The 17,038-nt window shown below is 46.9% G+C and carries 15 protein-coding genes and 1 tRNA gene; 3 read left to right on the top strand and 13 right to left on the bottom strand.

Annotated elements, in window-relative coordinates; translation table 11 throughout:
• The first annotated feature begins 5 nt into the window (after positions 1–5).
• Together appB and cbdX are read left to right on the top strand one after the other, a co-directional pair.
• On the top strand, positions 6–1,142 hold the full coding sequence (gene appB, locus BZK42_RS20670) for a cytochrome d ubiquinol oxidase subunit II (protein WP_080859980.1): 1,137 nt from the start codon (positions 6–8) through the stop codon (positions 1,140–1,142).
• Positions 1,143–1,155: 13 nt separating this feature from the next.
• Positions 1,156–1,245: a cytochrome bd-II oxidase subunit CbdX gene (gene cbdX / locus BZK42_RS20665; protein WP_016151902.1), complete on the top strand. Its 90-nt coding sequence runs from the start codon at positions 1,156–1,158 to the stop codon at positions 1,243–1,245.
• Between the two features lie 250 nt (positions 1,246–1,495).
• On the opposite strand, the gene BZK42_RS20660 is transcribed toward cbdX, so the two are convergent.
• The 13 genes from BZK42_RS20660 to proB form a co-directional block, all read right to left on the bottom strand.
• Positions 1,496–1,571 (bottom strand) — tRNA-Thr (locus BZK42_RS20660).
• A 165-nt stretch (positions 1,572–1,736) separates the two neighbouring features.
• Positions 1,737–2,201, bottom strand: a complete 465-nt coding sequence (locus BZK42_RS20655; RefSeq protein ID WP_080859978.1) for a methyltransferase family protein — start codon at positions 2,199–2,201, stop codon at positions 1,737–1,739.
• A gap of 193 nt (positions 2,202–2,394) precedes the next feature.
• Complete coding sequence (locus BZK42_RS20650; RefSeq protein ID WP_046276289.1) at positions 2,395–3,843, bottom strand: EAL domain-containing protein; 1,449 nt, start codon at positions 3,841–3,843, stop codon at positions 2,395–2,397.
• A gap of 342 nt (positions 3,844–4,185) precedes the next feature.
• Positions 4,186–4,659 (bottom strand): FidL-like protein, encoded by a 474-nt coding sequence (locus BZK42_RS20645; RefSeq protein WP_046276288.1) that lies wholly within the window; start codon positions 4,657–4,659, stop codon positions 4,186–4,188.
• Entirely contained in the window at positions 4,634–5,365 is a 732-nt protein-coding gene (locus BZK42_RS20640; protein ID WP_019076099.1) for a winged helix-turn-helix domain-containing protein, read from the bottom strand. Before BZK42_RS20640 ends, BZK42_RS20645 begins: the two co-directional genes overlap by 26 nt.
• Positions 5,366–5,509: 144 nt before the next feature.
• Entirely contained in the window at positions 5,510–6,205 is a 696-nt protein-coding gene (locus BZK42_RS20635) for a fimbrial biogenesis chaperone (RefSeq protein WP_047417050.1), read from the bottom strand.
• Positions 6,202–7,818: a hypothetical protein gene (locus BZK42_RS20630; RefSeq protein WP_046276285.1), complete on the bottom strand. Its 1,617-nt coding sequence runs from the start codon at positions 7,816–7,818 to the stop codon at positions 6,202–6,204. The genes BZK42_RS20635 and BZK42_RS20630 overlap by 4 nt, the downstream gene beginning before the upstream one ends.
• A 4-nt stretch (positions 7,819–7,822) precedes the next feature.
• Positions 7,823–10,315: a CS1-pili formation C-terminal domain-containing protein gene (locus BZK42_RS20625; protein ID WP_080860005.1), complete on the bottom strand. Its 2,493-nt coding sequence runs from the start codon at positions 10,313–10,315 to the stop codon at positions 7,823–7,825.
• Positions 10,316–10,362: 47 nt separating this feature from the next.
• On the bottom strand, positions 10,363–11,040 hold the full coding sequence (locus tag BZK42_RS20620; RefSeq protein WP_046276284.1) for an EcpB family pilus assembly chaperone: 678 nt from the start codon (positions 11,038–11,040) through the stop codon (positions 10,363–10,365).
• A gap of 53 nt (positions 11,041–11,093) precedes the next feature.
• Positions 11,094–11,681: a common pilus major fimbrillin subunit EcpA gene (gene ecpA / locus BZK42_RS20615; RefSeq protein WP_046276283.1), complete on the bottom strand. Its 588-nt coding sequence runs from the start codon at positions 11,679–11,681 to the stop codon at positions 11,094–11,096.
• 595 nt (positions 11,682–12,276) lie between these two features.
• Positions 12,277–12,996, bottom strand: coding sequence for a Crp/Fnr family transcriptional regulator (locus tag BZK42_RS20610; RefSeq protein ID WP_080859976.1), 720 nt, complete (start codon positions 12,994–12,996; stop codon positions 12,277–12,279).
• A gap of 281 nt (positions 12,997–13,277) precedes the next feature.
• Complete coding sequence (gene proA, locus BZK42_RS20600) at positions 13,278–14,531, bottom strand: glutamate-5-semialdehyde dehydrogenase (RefSeq protein ID WP_080859973.1); 1,254 nt, start codon at positions 14,529–14,531, stop codon at positions 13,278–13,280.
• 11 nt (positions 14,532–14,542) lie between these two features.
• Positions 14,543–15,646, bottom strand: a complete 1,104-nt coding sequence (gene proB / locus BZK42_RS20595) for a glutamate 5-kinase (protein WP_003031373.1) — start codon at positions 15,644–15,646, stop codon at positions 14,543–14,545.
• Positions 15,647–15,935: 289 nt separating this feature from the next.
• Here proB and phoE point away from each other — a divergent pair, with 289 nt between their 5' ends.
• Positions 15,936–16,991 (top strand): phosphoporin PhoE, encoded by a 1,056-nt coding sequence (phoE, locus tag BZK42_RS20590; protein ID WP_016151867.1) that lies wholly within the window; start codon positions 15,936–15,938, stop codon positions 16,989–16,991.
• The last annotated feature ends 47 nt before the right edge of the window (positions 16,992–17,038 follow it).

Genomic DNA, 17,038 nt, shown 5'->3' with positions numbered 1-17,038 from the left:
GCATCATGTTGGATTATGAAACGTTGCGGCTCATTTGGTGGCTGCTGATTGGCATTATTCTGGTGGCCTTTATGGTCACTGACGGGTTTGATATGGGGGTCGGCTGCCTGTTACCGCTGATCGCGCGCAACGATGATGAACGTCGGGTGTTAATCAATAGCGTAGGGGCGCACTGGGAGGGTAACCAGGTGTGGCTCATTCTGGCGGGCGGTGCATTATTCGCAGCCTGGCCGCGCGTCTATGCTGCCGCATTTTCGGGGTTTTATGTGGCGATGATTCTGGTGCTGTGCGCCCTTTTCTTTCGTCCGTTGGCCTTTGATTATCGCGGTAAAATAGCGAATGCACGCTGGCGCGCCATGTGGGACACCGGGTTGGTTATCGGCAGCCTGGTGCCACCGGTTATCTTCGGCGTCGCCTTCGGCAATCTGTTCCTGGGGGTGCCTTTTGTGTTCACACCACAATTACACGTGCAATATCTGGGCACTTTCTGGGATTTGCTCTCTCCTTTTGCCCTACTGTGCGGCGCATTAAGCCTGATGTTGGTCATTATGCAGGGGGGCGTGTGGCTCCAGTTGAAAACCGACGGCATTCTTCACCTGCGCGCGCTGTCTGCCACCCGCCGCAGCGCGATGTTAGTGGTGCTCTGCTTCCTGTTAGCCGGGTATTGGCTGTGGACGGGGATTAATGGCTATGTGCTGCTTAGCCAGGATCCTAATGGTCCGTCCAACCCGCTATTAAAGGCAGTAACGACCGCACCGGGCGCGTGGATGGCGCACTTTGAAAATTCACCACTACTGTTGGTTATTCCGCTGTTGGGCATGATTTTTCCGATGCTCGCGATCTATGCCTACGGGCAACGTCGGGCCGTGTGGGGATTTCTGTTTGCTTCATTGACCCAGACCTGCGTGATCTTCACCGCTGGAATCACCCTGTTTCCATTTGTGATGCCATCCAGCGCATATCCACTCTCTAGCCTGACGATGTGGGACAGTACCTCCAGCCAGATAACGCTCAGTATCATGCTGGTTATCGTACTGATTTTCCTACCGATAGTTCTGCTTTACACCCTGTGGAGTTATTACAAGATGCTGGGACGAATCAACGTAGAAACCATCCGCCGCCACAACCACGAACTTTATTAGGGAGGACTGTACGATGTGGTATCTGTTTTGGTTTGTCGGCATTCTGCTGATGTGCACGCTCTCCACGCTGGCGCTGGTCTGGCTTGAGTCACGGCAGAAATAGCCCTGCGCGTGCGTTACGCTTCCTGGCTCCCTTGTTTATTCGGGGAGTCTTTATTCGTTCACACAAAAGCAGCATGGCTGTACCCAACCCCTGGTTAGCACCAAGCTTATCTATAAACGGCAGTGTGGTGCTGCAATGGACGTGTTCGAAGAGCGGAAAGGAAATGAGAAGCTATAGAGTGCTAAACCAGTGCGCGAGACAAAAAGAAGGGATTACATTGAAGATGTGGAGTTGTAACTGCTTGATTGAATGGTGCCGATAAGAGGAGTCGAACCTCCGACCTTCGCATTACGAATGCGCTGCTCTACCAACTGAGCTATATCGGCCCTGAAAAGGACATGTCCACGAATGTGAGCACGGGGTAGAAGGTTAAAACTAACCGGGCGATGCGTCAATGGCCTTGCGAATCAAACGCCTATTTTTGCATCATCCGGTTTCAATTACGCACGAATCGTGTCGTTACAGGCATGCTTATACGCGGTCGGGTATTACTATAACCAGCGGCGAACGTGTTGTTCATAGCGCTCCCATTCCAGCCCGAAATGTTTTCGCAGTTGTTCCTCTTCAAAATCAATATGTAATCTGGCAACCGCCAGCATAAACACCGGTACAGCGAGTACTCCAGTCAGGCTACCGATGCAAAGAGCAAAGGCCAACTGGAGTCCACTCATACCAAGGTAGATCGGGTTGCGGCTCCAGGCATAACATCCGCCGGTAACAAGCGTGGTCGATTTATGTGCATGCAGCGGATTCAGGGTCGTACGTTTCATCCGCATCTGCCACGCGGTATGCAATATCACCAACAGACTGACGCCGGCCAGCAATGCGCATATCACGATATTCACCCCGCCGAATGTGAAGCGCGGACTCGCCGTCAGCACATCCGCAACGAGAAAAAGTACTAAGATAAGAGGCGGCGGAAACCAGACTCTTAATTTTGTCAGGAAATGACGCATGGCCAGGAACTCACCTCGGCATCGGTTTAATTAACGCTGATACCGCTATAAATACCCCGTATTAGATACATAAACAAACGATGCCTCACTCACAACAGGCTATCGACTTCACCAGACAGGCGGGAGTTATCGTACTCACCTCGACAAAAATACCTGCATCAGAGGCATCCGCCCCTGATGTTCCCGAAAGGCTTTACGTTGAGAAAGTAGAATCCGACGCTGATTCAAAAAAATCTAAAGACTGCTTGTAGTAACGCATAAAATCATCAAACGTCACAGGCGGTAAAAATTGATAACCCTGCAGGTAATCAACATTATTTTTCCCCAACCATTGCTGCTGATAGCCATATTCAACGCCTTCCGCCACCATGCGTAACCCCAGGAGTTCGGAAAGGTGAATGATTGACTCGAGCATAGGGATATGTTGCTCAACTTCTTTAATAGCTTTGATAAACGTTTTATCAATTTTTATAACATCCAGGTCTAACTCATTGAGATAGCAAAGGTTAGCGTATCCCGTCCCAAAATCATCTAAAGCAAACAGAACCCCTCTGTTTCGCAACGATCGTATCAGCTCTTTGATTGCAGGAGTAATAGTGAGAGTCTGGTTTTCAGTTATTTCAATCATCAATTTTATCGGTAGCCTTTGCGTTATTTCCATAAAATTAAGACACTCCCAATAAAAGACGGGGTTACTTAAACCTGATGGGCTCACATTAAAGGAGACGAATAAAGTTTTATTGAAATCCTCGCTTCCATCGACCAGATTACGCGCGACGGTGTTCATTAAATAGCTCGTTAACTCATTCATTAAGCCACTTTTTTCAGCCAGCGGTATAAATTCACGCTGAGAAATAGCATAATTATCCCCCTGTGGCCAACGAGCCAAAACCTCAACACCACAGACATCTTCGTTGATATTTACGATGGGTTGAAAATAAGGAATGATCTCTTCATTCCTTATTGCCATACTCAGTCGACTAGAATCTGAGACATCATATGCTTCGCCGTATATTACATTCTTACCAGAATAACTGTTCGTCGAGGAACCTTCATGCAATAGATTATTCCTGGTTAAAAAAATGATAGTTTCATTAAAATGAGAAAATCCCAGACGAGCGGTAATTCGTTCCCGATATCGATACACTGACTTAATTGTTATCGAGTTAGCATGACAAAAATCGTGCAATTTTTCCTTTGTGAAAGATGCATACAGCATTTTCTCTTCAAACTCAGTCAAATGAAAAGTAAATATCGCTGAACCTTTAGTGACTTCCACAACCTCATTGGGAGCCATTAGATTGGCTCTCAACTGAGAAATCAGCTGATCCGATAGTTCCCGTCCATTAATGAATGCATACTCCTCATACCCCCGATTAATAGAACGATTTTCATTCATCCGAAGAACAATACAGTTTATATTGATAAACTGCGTGCTATTTCTCTGAAACCACTTCCTGACCTGGAATAATGGTAACCGGTTATCGATCACCAGTAAACAGGATGGATACCGTGGAATAATTGACTGTGAACCAGAAATAAATGCCCGCGCATCGACCAACACCAGATTTGGCAACCACGCTTTTATCCCTGAGAAAAGAAAAATATCATAACTGAGCAGAAAAACCTTTTTCGTATTCATAGTTACCACCAACTTAAATTTATGGCATGGCAGGTCCCTCGTTTTATACACGAGAGAATATACAACACCTTTAGCCTCCAGAAATTACAATGCAGTCCGCGAATTAACTTTATCCATAAGTCATCTCACGCAGTTTCAGATTTTATAATCACGATTATCCATATGAATATTACCATTAAATGTTAAGGCCATTTTAATTATTGAAAAAGGAAAAATCCTAATTCTTCATCAATACAAATCCTATTGCTCATTTTCACTGCAAGACAAAACAAAAAACCACGAATACTAAAAACGACAAAATATAAAACTACTAAAACCATAATGATAACATATTATTGTTACTCATGCTGCCCGACAAACCATTAACGTACGTCGCAGATCTCTGATCGCATAGACATTTTTGGCGATATGGATGATCTTATAATAAAAAATTTCCTGTCGTGACATGAGTTGTTCGGTAACGTCATCAGGAACATTATCATTTTTATTTTTAACAATAGCTACACGACGGGTCTGCAGGTAACCATCACGATCTTTACCAATAAAATTCAGGATAACATTACGATCTACAGCATAATTTTTACCCTGAATATTGAGGCTTCCTATCTGAGATACCCGCCCTTCGGTAGCAGAAGAAATACGAAAAACCAGCAGAACTTCACCTTCAATTTTTACCCCCTGAGTTTGCGCCTCCAGATGCAGGTAAGTTTTTGCCGAGCAGGTCAGCGTCTCAGGTTCTTGATGGCGATATAAAAAATATGCTGTTATCGCTGCAAGAAAGATTGCCCCACTAATAAACAAAATTTTCACATTCACGGACAACCCCTCCTTTCTCTAACGTACAAATCCCAAGCAAATTCACTCTAAGATCATTGCCGGCTGATAAATTATTATCGTCATAAAAAACAATTGTTTTCTTGCCATCATGACAAGCCGCATTTACTTTTCGCCACATATCAGAAGATAAAAATGCTTTCGTTTTATCAGCATTATTGTCATCGGCAGTATAAAGTTCACAATCATCTATTGCCCTGATATAGATAAAATTTTTGGAACTTGAATTAAGTGCTAAAAATATAAAAATAGCGCTTCCAAGAAATGCAAATAATAAAATGAACAGAATAATGTTTTTACGTTTTGGTCTTACGGATGAGTTCACCGTCTCAGTTACCGAACGCACAGTTTCATCTTCAGAGGAAGATGACGATTCATCGCTGATCGAAGCATGGAACAAAAATCCCTGCCGAGGCAGCGTTTCAATGGGATTACCCGCCCCCAGCTCACTAAATGCTTTTCGCAAAATACTGATGCTTTTATTAAGACTATGACCCGATGGGGCCATGCCATGCTTTTTCCAGACTTCTTCAATGATAAACTCGCGGTGGACTTGTTGATTTTTATGGGCAATGAATAGCTCAAGTAGTCTCGCGGTAGACGCCGAAAGAATTATTGTCGTATCGCGATGTTTCAGGCTTTTTCTGGTGGAATCATACTCAACCTGTTCATTAATTATACTGTTCATACTACCTGACTCTTAATTACCGTGACGTTGAGTGCAAATGACTAAAATTTCATCTGTGCCGAGCTGATCACTGCATTGTATAAAGATAGTTACAGTATAGGTTCGATATCTAACCATGACATATCGGATCAGACTTAATGCTTACTATTGATTGAGTTTGAAGCACCCCTGACCTACTGGTATGTATTTCTGCAATGCAACGATAAATTTCCGGTTTTTTGATTTCAATTCGCTACTACGCCAGGTTTCACCCGGCAACACATAACGCATGGTGGCTTCATCATCGGTTGAGTTGCACCCCAGGTGTACGATGATTTTAAAAAAAGTATTCCCGGTGTTTTTCAGTGTTCCGTTTGCCTCATCAATGGTGTAGGCCAGATTCATTTTTCTCGGGCGAACAACCAATATGGTGTCCATAGCGATCACCGGGAGAGCCTGCCCTCCTTTCCCTTGATTACGCTCGGTAAACAGCGTTATCGGCATTTCACGAAACAGAATTCGGTAATAGCGTTCTTTATCATCCTGCGGTCCACGGTAGAAAATCTTAAAAAACTCACTCGCCTGCGGAGCCAGTGAAAAATTCAGCGGCGTAAACAGAAGTTCGCCTTCAGCAATGGCACTTCTGTTTTCACCTCCCGGTCCAGGCTTATCAATTTTTACTGCGCCAATACTGTACAAATTCTGTTTCTGGCTATCGTTATAGATCCGTTTGCTGATAAATGATTTATCCGATGGCATCTCATAAATGGTCGACTCCAGGTAGACAGCCTGTGCGGAGAATATAGTCAACCCGGAAAGTAAGATAAATACCCATCTAAACACCAAACGGCAGCGGTTCATGGCGTCACTCCCACCCAATTCGCCGTGACTTTTATCTCTCCACTGGCACTGACGACACCTTCCCAATCTGTTCCGGAAACAGTTAACATCGACCGTGAATCATTCATTGGGAAAAGCAATTTTAAATCCGTAGTATAGTAGCTTCCATCATCATTGTTATTTGCGTCCCAGGGCGTCTGTTGCCACTGCGCATCGCTCATATTGATTGCTGCTTCACTACAGCTATTTCGTTTCTTCACCACGCCCCCCGACTGACTGTTGTACTGCAGAAAGGCGGGGATTGGGACTGACAGCCCGCCTTGAGGGGAGGTAAACAGACAGTAAGGCACACTGTTTATCGTCGTACTTTCTCCAATAACTTGCGCGGTAATGCTATCAGCCTGACGAGGACCGGAGACTGTCACGGTGTAATCTATTTCTATAGGAGCGGCGTCGCCAATCGTGCCACTGCCGCTCGCAGAAGCGGTGTTGTCTGAAGAGACGATACTGATCCCATACTCCTTCGGCACAATATTGATCTGTAGCGAAGGCGTAAACTGGTAGTGCCCTGACTCAGGTGTTAAGCCATTATAAAAACCGAAGGTAAACGGTTGAGTGTTAGTAATGCTGATTCCTGAATCGACGAGTTTTTTCAGGAATACTTTTGACAGAAAAATATATATGTACTCTCCAGAGGTCGTGAAAACGTTGTAATAAGCAGTTGAAGTACCATAGTTATACCAGTTTGAACCATTCCCGGAGTATTTCACGGTGGCCGGTCCAGGCGTAAAACCAAGCATCGCCGTGTCGACATAAGCGCGAAACGTCAGAGAGGCGGTCAGATTGGCGGTTTGTTGCAGGTTATAATTTACCATTTTGCAAATCACGCCGTCTTCGCCGTTAACCACGCCAAGCTCGCAATAACCAGTGTCTTTGGTGATGCTCGGCGTACCGTCGCTGGCAACCCAAAGCTCCTGAAATGCATTAGTCGATACCAGTGACAGATGACCGCGTTTGGTTAACGTATAATTGACGTAATTCCATAATCCTTTCGATTGATCTTTGCAACGTTGCCCGGAAGAATAATCATAATCCACGGAAGTATAACAACGGTTGAACACATAGGTTTCGCTGCTACCGGTAGGCACATTGCGAAAGTACTCATAGGCAGTATCCGTCAGGGAAGCGAATCCGTAGGCACCACCAATAACACCTGCGACAGATCCCACCTGCGCATGATAAAAACCGTTTTTATCAGTGCCTTGCCCGGCAATAAACCCAGTTGATGGACACTGGCTGCCGCTATAACAACGGATCCCCCGAAAAGGCCCGTTAATCGGGGAATTATCAATCCACATGTCCTGATAATAATTTCCTGGCGCAGTCCAGATGACAAAACCTAAATACCCGAGACTTACCTGAGAGGTACCGTATTTTATCCACGTGTTTGAACCGCTGAAACGAGGGTCGAGTGCGGAGGGGGTGATAAAGTATTCACTATCAATGGCATTTTCAATAAACAAATAGTTATTACTGACTGAGCCGGAAGATACTGCATTCAAAGCCAAAGCAGGCGCAGGCGTGAAACTCCCCACGGCACAGATTACAGTAGCTACTTTAATTAATACTTTCATTTTATTACCTCTGCGCCATCGTGGTTTGCGTGGCACATTTCACATCACCAACCCACGCTGCGCCGCGTGCTTTTTCCAAATCGAGATCGGCTTCGCATAGGCTGCCATTGGCTGAAATTAACGTGATGACCGGATATTTCTTATCGATATCGATAGCAAACTCCCCTTTTTCATCCGTACGCGTTTTACCGATGTGATTATGAATATCGGTGTTTGCAGCCAACTGCCCATCGGGATAACGAATACGCCCGAATACGGTGACCATACTTTTCACTTCAGGGTTGATAACACCCACGTTACCCGGATATAGCGTCAGTTCCTGTTTGCGCCCTGAAACAATATCAAAGCTGTCTTCAGAGTTTTTATCATTGAGGATCTCCAGCTTATACTGAGCATAAGGCGGCAGTGCAATGAAATTTGATTTACCGCTGAGAAGATAATTTCGGTTATTAATCTTCGCAGCCAGTTTCCCTTCGCCGGTCAAATCGGTTTTCACAATAATGCCTGACCTTTGCCTCTCTTTACTCAGACCGAAATCTTTTCCTGCCCACGCCAGGGAACCTTGAGAAGAGAAGTTCATATTGGTGGAGTTGTCCGCAGAACGCGTTACCGATACGGTGCCGGCGTTATATTTCGTGTCATAACTCAGATTGCCGTTTACCGAGTAATTATTGTCGTAATACTGCTCACCACTCAGGCGTGTCGAAGCCGACAATCCGACCGATTTAATGGGGCCTTCAGCATACTGCTTGCGCGCGCTGAGATTACCCTGAGTGCTGCCATAGCGATCCCGGGAGACGCCCATGCTCATCCATGACGCCAACGGCAACGATAAATCCAGGCTGACATAACGTTCCTGTCGCCCATCGTCATTCCGGTTGTTGTAGTAATAACGCTGAATACCTGCGCGCAACCCAACCGTGGCATACTTGCCTGAATAAAGGTTCGTGCTGTAGTCCAGGTTACGGTATTTATTTCCCGAGTAGCGATTCTCCGTCTGACTCACGGTAAGCGAGCCGCCATGAGGAATAAACTTTCCGAGGTTAAGAGTGCCACCAATGGAATAATTGTCACGCTCCTGCATGGGCAGACGGTCGCCAATTTTACTGTCTTCACGAGATGCCCAAAGGGAACCATATCCCTCGGGGATATTGAGATTGATATTACTGATGTTTCGCCATGACGAATCGTTCGCTACCAGCGTCTGATTGCCAATGCTTACGTATTCATTCACATTGAGTGTGACATCCGTTTCATTAACCGTATTGTTGCCAAAACCGTAGAGCGTAGATTTCAGGCCCAGCCCCGACAATATCGCCAGTGTCACCGATGCGGCACCGCCGGCAATCCAGGTCTGCTCATTGCCTAAATCCTGATAGTGGTTTCGCTTATAACTCACACGGTCATAATCCAGTGAGCCACCAAACAGTTGCCATGAGAGCTGATCAATTCCGGCTGCCTGTTGGCGGGCAAAGATTTTATTAACCCGACTGATACGACTATTAATTGTCCGGCCATTGACCACGATATCTACCGTGACATCATAAACACCATACGGGAAACGACTGGTATCAATTTCATAACTGCCCATATTAAAGTTCTGTACGCTGAGCAAACGCCCGTCACGAAATACATGAACCTCGCCAGCGGCTGGCAAAAATACGGTAATTGGCGTGAGCGAAAGCGAGGTATTCTCAACAACCGTACTTCCTTTGTTTCCGTAGCTTACGCCGTAAATTTTCCCACCATTCAGCGCATTCAGGCTGGCAATAGACTGGACATTCCAGGTGTCGAGCATCCCGAGCGCCAGTCGATATCCGTCATAATCACGCTCATACATCGCGCGATAGAGTTTACTGGTGCTGTTGCTGTCGCCTATGCCGTAAAACGAACCGTTAATGTTGACATGGTGTTCACGCAGCGATGTTGTATTGTCCATCGTCAGATAGCTGCGGGTACTGCTGCCGTTATGATAATCGTTGTAGTAGGTGCCAAAGTTATAGTTCAGGACGTTAGAGAGAGTCTCCACGCTGGAAGGTCCAAGCAGGCTGCTGCGTGCGACAATCGCTTCAGTTAACGCATCTTTGCCGACAATCATCTCCAGGTGAAATGAGGAGACGTTGAGTTGCAGGCGTGCATCATTCGATAGCTCGATATTGGTGTTATCGTGAAACTTCACATCACGAATTTTTTCCACCAACGCGCGGGTTTTTCCAGATAACACGGCATTATTGGGCAATTCAGCAAGAGTCAGGGCTTTAACCGTAATATTGCCATCAACAAGGGAAATCACCGCATCGGCAACTTTTTGCTGACTTTTCTCATCAGTCTCGTTGTAACGAATATATACCGGCACCGTCATTCCCTGCTCCAGTGAACGGGCGAAAGCGCTGGGGATAACATAATTACCCACTTTTACTGGGGCTGCATGTGAAAATCCTGGTGTCAGCGCAAGAAAAAGACAAATGCTACCGCCGACAATATTTGTTGTTGTCATCTGCATCCTTACATTCCGGTAATTTTATTTATCCCTGCTATTGACCATCACTTCACTGTAATAAACTGCTTACCGTGCCAGATACCGATGCGTGAACGGCTATTACTAATGTCGGTAAACTGTAATTTTATTTTTGTACCCGGCATAATGTAATAACGTTCGCGACAGCCTCGTCCCCGATCGCGAGCCTTATCTTTACAAGCCCCATAGGCGATCACACGAAACGATACATTGCCGGTATTAGTAATAACATCGCCATTTCGGCTATATTCAAAACGCTCCTTGCGCGGCGCGACTACCAGGATAGTGCCAATTTCAGCCGACGCTGTTGCAACAGCCATTTTATTCGCCCGGGTTTCCGCGCTCTCGGTGACCGGCTCATCTATCCATTGCAGACGATAATAACGCTCGACATCATCTGCAGGTCCTTTATAAAAGAAACGAAATACATCCTTCGCCTGGCCAGGAAGAATAAGATTGGCAGGTGTAGAGAGTAATTCTCCGGAATTAACGGGCTTTATTTCGATTCCCCCCGCCAAAGGTGATGACAATTGTTTTACCGAAACACTGACATAACGCGCCGCATCTGTCGTATTGATAATTTCTTTCGATAATGAACTCTCAGCAGAAGTCATGATCGATGTGATTTCACCAACATTAATTGCCCATCCGGGAAAAGATGCTACTAACCCTACCAACATCGCTGCCGGTAAATATTTTTTCATGACACCATTCCTGATAAATTCGGGAGAACAAATTCTCCCGAATTTTTTATTACTTAGGCAGACGGAGTCGTCCAGGTTGCATTGAACTGTACTTTTACATCGCCAGTCCAATAGCCGTCTGGCAGTGCAGAGTAATCTGCTACTGTCTGACTACCATCAGAAGTCGCTGACGCGATGGTGAATTTGAAGTTGGATTGATCGCTGACACGATCGGCACCGTTATAAGCGCCATCAGCCATCAAGCTTTCAAGACCAGAAGTGGAGCTGGAGTTAACAAGGACAGTATCTGATGAATTAGTCAGCGCAGTGCCATTCCATGCCACCCCTACGTTCAGGGTAGAAGCATCACCACTGGCGTTGATCAGAGTGTTACTAATAATCTGAGCAGTCAGCTCAAAATCAGTTGCCGTCTCCTGACCCTGAATCGTCACATCAAAAGCACCGTCCTGAGAGTTGAAGGCATTCAGCCCTTCAGCATACTGGAAAGTTAAAGAGTTCAGCGGGGTGACAACCAACATGCTGGTGGTATCTTTCGTTGCCGTCGCGTCCCACGAGGCTGTTGCAGAAGCAGTAACATCTGCCATTGCATTTGCTGCAACAAATACAGAAGCCAGAGATGTTACTAATAATATTTTTTTCATTTTATCTTCTCCTAAGAACAAACTCACCACCGAGTCTTATTATTAAGTCACTCCAGCGGTTCCATTAATTGCGAGCCAGAATTGCCGCGCCAAAAAATTATCATTTGGATTAAGTAACATCTCAACAAACCCTGAAACGTAAAAATTACAAAAAACTAAGAATTTTCCTATAAAAAACATTATCTAAGAAGTTTCCTAAGATATAATCACTTAAAATACGTACATTTTTAGAATTATTATCCACACGAACAATAAAAACCAAACAATTCATCTTTTTTATGTTTTTGATAAATATCAAAAAGATCATACAAATAGCCCAGGAGTAAAACCCTTAAAAAACATAAAGATAATTAACATCCACATACTCTCTCTGTAATGCTTATTATTTGTTGCAATTATGCTAATTTTTTAACTTCACAAGAAAATTCTCATGAAATATTTATTTAAGAGGGAATATTCTTATAAAAATAGCGCTGACCTGTAGGATTATCATTCGAATTGATAATTATTCCACATAAATAAAACCAGGAATTTTCCATATAAAATGAATATTCCTGGAATATCAAGAGATAAATAACGCACGGCAAAGATAGGGTTAGCTGAAACCTTTTAACCCCAAATAACTATTAACTGTTACCGTACGGACCCGATGTAAGCTAATCAACTTTTGATGTTCGAGGGATTTTAATGAGCGGCTAACGGTTTCAATTTTAAGATCGAGATAACTGGCAATTTCCTCCCGCGAGAATGGCAAGCGAAGCGTCGTTTCAGGCCTGCCAATACGTAAATGCATTTCGTAAAACTCCACGAGGAAAGCAGCGATTCTGGCCTCAGCATGTTTATTGGCATAACGCCGTAGTTTTTCAACAATGAATCCATTGTCCCTGCAGAGAAACTTTATGACTGCCGCTGCAACCGACGGCTCCTTTTCTGCTGCCTTGAACAACCGCGCAATATCGATATGACATACCTCCGCAGCCGTTGCAGCCTTGATCGTTGTCAGATACTTACCCCCCTCAACGGCATCCAGCGCCATGATATCTCCCGGAACATAAAAGCGACTGATAAAATCGTTATCACCACATTCCACGCTGGACGTGCAGTACCCCTCGTGAATAACAAAAAGCATGTCCGCGGCTCCATCCTGCCGGGCGAGTATCTCCCCCGCTTTAAACTTCCTTCTTTTGTCTATTAATCGGTATTGATTATCACGATCAATCGCCGCTCCCTTTGGACACAGTGAACAATGGCGGGGGGGAAACGGGTTGCCGAGTGGCACAACAGGAATGCTATGTTTGTGAATATCCGATTTCACGCAACTACTCCTCATAAAAATGAGACTGATTCTAATAGATTGGACCATAGGAACAATACGTGAGCCGCAGACCCAGAAAATTCATGCTGGTAGGGAAAATTCTGTGATACGTCGCCTTTTCGACGCCGGGGAGCACATGGCTAAAAACCAGACTGATGCGGATGATGATAAAACACAGGATAGAAAACAAATGCGGTAGCGGGGTAAAGAGTAGAATTAACCGGGCAATGCCTTAACAGACCTGAAAAGCATAGACCTATTATGGCATCGCCCGTTTTCAATTACGCACGAATCGTGTCGTCACCGAAGCCAACCCACTTATAGGTGGTCAGTGCTTCCAGACCCATTGGGCCACGCGCGTGCAGTTTTTGCGTACTCACAGCCACTTCCGCCCCCAGTCCGAACTGGCCGCCATCGGTAAAACGAGTAGAGGCGTTAACGTACACGGCAGAAGAGTCCACTTCATTCACGAAACGATCGGCGTTACGCAGGGTGCGCGTCAGGATAGCATCGGAATGCTGGGTCCCATGCTCGCGAATGTGGGTGATAGCATCGTCCAGATCGGTAACGATTTTCACGTTCAGATCCAACGACAGAAACTCGTCGTCATATTCTTCGGCTTTCACCGCAACCACGTTAGCGGGCCCTGCCTGCAATGTGGCCAGCGCGGTGTCGTCGGCATGCAGCGTGACGCCGCTTTGTGCCATCTGCTGGCTCAGCGCAGGCAGAAAACGCGCAGCGATATCCTGATGCACCAGCAGGGTTTCTACGGTGTTACAGGTGCTCGGTCGCTGAGTTTTGGCGTTGACGATAATCTTCAGCGCCGGGTCGATCTCCGCGCTATCATCAACATAAATATGACAGACCCCAATGCCGCCGGTGATGACCGGGATAGTCGACTGCTCACGGCACAGCTTATGCAGACCCGCGCCACCGCGAGGGATCAGCATATCAATGTACTTATCCATGCGCAGCATTTCAGCGACCAGCGCGCGGTCCGGGTTATCTATCGACTGCACGGCTGCGGCGGGGAAACCACAGGCTTCCAGCGCCTTTTGGATAACCGCCACGGTTGCCGCATTCGTCCGGTACGTCTCTTTCCCACCGCGCAGGATCGCCGCATTACCGGTTTTCAGGCACAGGGAAGCCACGTCAACGGTGACATTTGGACGCGCTTCATAAATCACGCCAATCACGCCCAGCGGAACGCGACGACGTTCGAGACGCAGGCCGCTATCCAGCAGACCGCCATCAATCACCTGCCCGACCGGGTCGGCGAGATTACATACCTGACGCACATCGTCGGCAATCGCTTTCAGACGCGCCGGAGTCAGCGCCAGGCGGTCGAGCATTGCTTCGCTCAGGCCGTTGGCTCGCGCTTGCTCAACATCTTGTACGTTCGCGCTGAGGATGCTTTCCGTTTGCGCTTCCAGCTCATCAGCTATCGTTTCCAGTACGCGGTTTTTTTCGCGACTGGAGAGCAGCGCCAGCTTGTATGACGCAGCTTTGGCAGCAATGCCCATTTGTTCCAGCATATGCCTGTTCCTTAACGGGTAATCATGTCGTCGCGATGGACAGCAACCGGACCGTATTCGTAGCCCAGGATGGTGTCGATCTGTTGTGAGTGATGTCCGGCAATACGGCGCAGCGCATCGCTGTTATAGCGGGTAACGCCGTGGGCAATATCGCGCCCTTCGAGATTGCAGATGCGGATCACTTCACCACGAGAGAAGTTGCCTGTCACGCTTTTAATGCCTTTTGGCAGTAATGAACTGCCACGCTCCAGAATCGCTGCGGTCGCACCCTCATCAACGGTAATTTCCCCGGCAGGCGGTGCGCCGAAGATCCAGCGTTTACGGTTCTCCAGCGGAGAGGCCTGTGCATGGAAACGCGTCCCAACGGAAACCCCTTCCATCACGTCGCCAATTACGCCCGGCTTGCTGCCTGCGGCAATAATGGTGTCAATCCCGGCGCGGCATGCAACATCAGCGGCCTGCAGTTTAGTCCCCATACCGCCGGTTCCCAGACCCGAGACGCTATCACCGGCAATGGCGCGCAGCGCATCATCAATACCGTGAACGTCTTTGATCAGCTCAGCCTGCGGGTTGGTGCGCGGATCGGCGGTAAACAGCCCTTGCTGATCGGTCAGCAGCAGCAGCTTATCGGCCCCGGCCAGAATCGCCGCCAGCGCTGAAAGGTTGTCGTTATCACCGACTTTAATTTCGGCGGTCGCTACGGCGTCGTTCTCATTAATGACAGGAACGATGTTGTTATCCAGCAGCGCGCGTAGCGTATCGCGGGCGTTAAGGAAGCGCTCTCTGTCTTCCATATCCGCACGCGTTAGCAGCATCTGTCCGATGTGAATACCGTAAATCGAGAACAACTGTTCCCACAGTTGAATCAATCGGCTCTGCCCTACCGCCGCCAACAGCTGTTTCGAGGCTATCGTTGCCGGGAGCTCAGGGTAACCCAGATGCTCACGTCCGGCGGCAATCGCGCCCGAGGTAACGATAACAATACGATGCCCTGCGGCATGGAGCTGCGCACACTGGCGAACCAGTTCTACGATATGGGCGCGGTTCAGGCGGCGCGATCCGCCCGTTAACACACTGGTGCCAAGTTTTACCACCAGCGTCTGGCTGTCACTCATGATTCTCTGCCATTCAAAATTGGGGAAAATGATATCAAACGAACGTTTTAGCAGGACTGGCCCCGGTTGCCAACAACCAGCTCACAAAGCATGAAATTTTATTGCGCAGGATCAGCAAGCGTAGCGGCAGATTTTGACGCATTTATTACAGAAACAAAAAAACATCCTTTTTTAAAAATATTCTTACTTTGTCATAAAACGTTCATTACCAGACGTTAAAAACCCTCCTGTCTTTTAACGGGGATCACACCCAGTGAATATTAGCGCGTACTTTTAATCAGGAATGAAAATGAAAAAGAGCACTCTGGCATTAGTGGTGATGGGTATTACTGCGTCGGCATCCGTACAGGCAGCGGAAGTGTATAACAAGAACGGTAATAAACTGGACCTGTACGGCAAAGTAAAAGCCATGCATTACATGACGGATTATGACAGCAAAGACGGCGACCAGAGCTATATCCGTTTAGGTTTTAAAGGCGAAACGCAAATTAACGATGAACTGACGGGATATGGCCGCTGGGAAGCAGAGTTCGCCGGCAATAAAGCCGAAAGCGACTCAAACCAGCAAAAAACCCGTCTGGCCTTTGCCGGTCTGAAATTAAAAAACCTTGGCTCGTTTGATTACGGTCGTAACCTCGGCGCGCTGTACGACGTGGAAGCGTGGACCGATATGTTCCCGGAATTCGGCGGCGACTCCTCCGCGCAGACCGATAACTTTATGACCAAACGCGCCAGCGGCCTGGCGACCTACCGTAACACCGACTTCTTCGGCGTCGTGGATGGTCTGGATCTCACCCTGCAATACCAGGGGAAAAATCAGGACCGCGATGTGAAAAAACAAAATGGCGACGGTTTTGGTACTTCCGTTACCTATGATTTTGGCGGCAGCGATTTCGCGGTGAGCGGTGCGTATACCAACTCCGATCGTACCAACCAACAGAATCTGCAAACGCGCGGGACTGGCGATAAAGCAGAAGCCTGGGCAACCGGTTTAAAATATGATGCTAACGATATTTATATTGCGACGTTCTATTCTGAAACGCGCAATATGACGCCAATTTCCGGCGGCTTCGCCAATAAAACACAGAACTTCGAAGCGGTAGTTCAGTACCAGTTTGACTTTGGTCTGCGTCCGTCACTGGGTTATGTGCTGTCAAAAGGGAAAGATATTGAAGGCGTAGGCAATGAGGATCTGGTCAATTATATCGACGTTGGCGCAACGTACTATTTCAACAAAAATATGTCCGCGTTTGTCGATTATAAAATCAACCAGCTCGATAGCGACAATAAACTGGGCATCAACAATGATGATATCGTTGCTGTCGGTATGGTTTATCAGTTCTGATGTAGCATAAAAAAATGCCGGATGGGTTGCGCCGCCATCCGGCATTT

Source organism: Citrobacter braakii, from assembly GCF_002075345.1.
GTDB lineage: Bacteria > Pseudomonadota > Gammaproteobacteria > Enterobacterales > Enterobacteriaceae > Citrobacter > Citrobacter braakii.
The sequence above is the reverse complement of the archived record's forward strand: the minus strand, read 5'-3'. Positions and strand labels throughout refer to the sequence as shown.

Coding starts and splice junctions, on each gene's coding strand:
- appB (WP_080859980.1), top strand. CDS start 6: ATGTTGGATTATGAAACGTTGCGGCTCATTTGGTGGCTGCTGATTGGC.
- cbdX (WP_016151902.1), top strand. CDS start 1,156: ATGTGGTATCTGTTTTGGTTTGTCGGCATTCTGCTGATGTGCACGCTC.
- BZK42_RS20655 (WP_080859978.1), bottom strand. CDS start 2,201: ATGCGTCATTTCCTGACAAAATTAAGAGTCTGGTTTCCGCCGCCTCTT.
- BZK42_RS20650 (WP_046276289.1), bottom strand. CDS start 3,843: ATGAATACGAAAAAGGTTTTTCTGCTCAGTTATGATATTTTTCTTTTC.
- BZK42_RS20640 (WP_019076099.1), bottom strand. CDS start 5,365: ATGAACAGTATAATTAATGAACAGGTTGAGTATGATTCCACCAGAAAA.
- BZK42_RS20635 (WP_047417050.1), bottom strand. CDS start 6,205: ATGAACCGCTGCCGTTTGGTGTTTAGATGGGTATTTATCTTACTTTCC.
- BZK42_RS20630 (WP_046276285.1), bottom strand. CDS start 7,818: ATGAAAGTATTAATTAAAGTAGCTACTGTAATCTGTGCCGTGGGGAGT.
- BZK42_RS20625 (WP_080860005.1), bottom strand. CDS start 10,315: ATGACAACAACAAATATTGTCGGCGGTAGCATTTGTCTTTTTCTTGCG.
- BZK42_RS20620 (WP_046276284.1), bottom strand. CDS start 11,040: ATGAAAAAATATTTACCGGCAGCGATGTTGGTAGGGTTAGTAGCATCT.
- ecpA (WP_046276283.1), bottom strand. CDS start 11,681: ATGAAAAAAATATTATTAGTAACATCTCTGGCTTCTGTATTTGTTGCA.
- proA (WP_080859973.1), bottom strand. CDS start 14,531: ATGCTGGAACAAATGGGCATTGCTGCCAAAGCTGCGTCATACAAGCTG.
- proB (WP_003031373.1), bottom strand. CDS start 15,646: ATGAGTGACAGCCAGACGCTGGTGGTAAAACTTGGCACCAGTGTGTTA.
- phoE (WP_016151867.1), top strand. CDS start 15,936: ATGAAAAAGAGCACTCTGGCATTAGTGGTGATGGGTATTACTGCGTCG.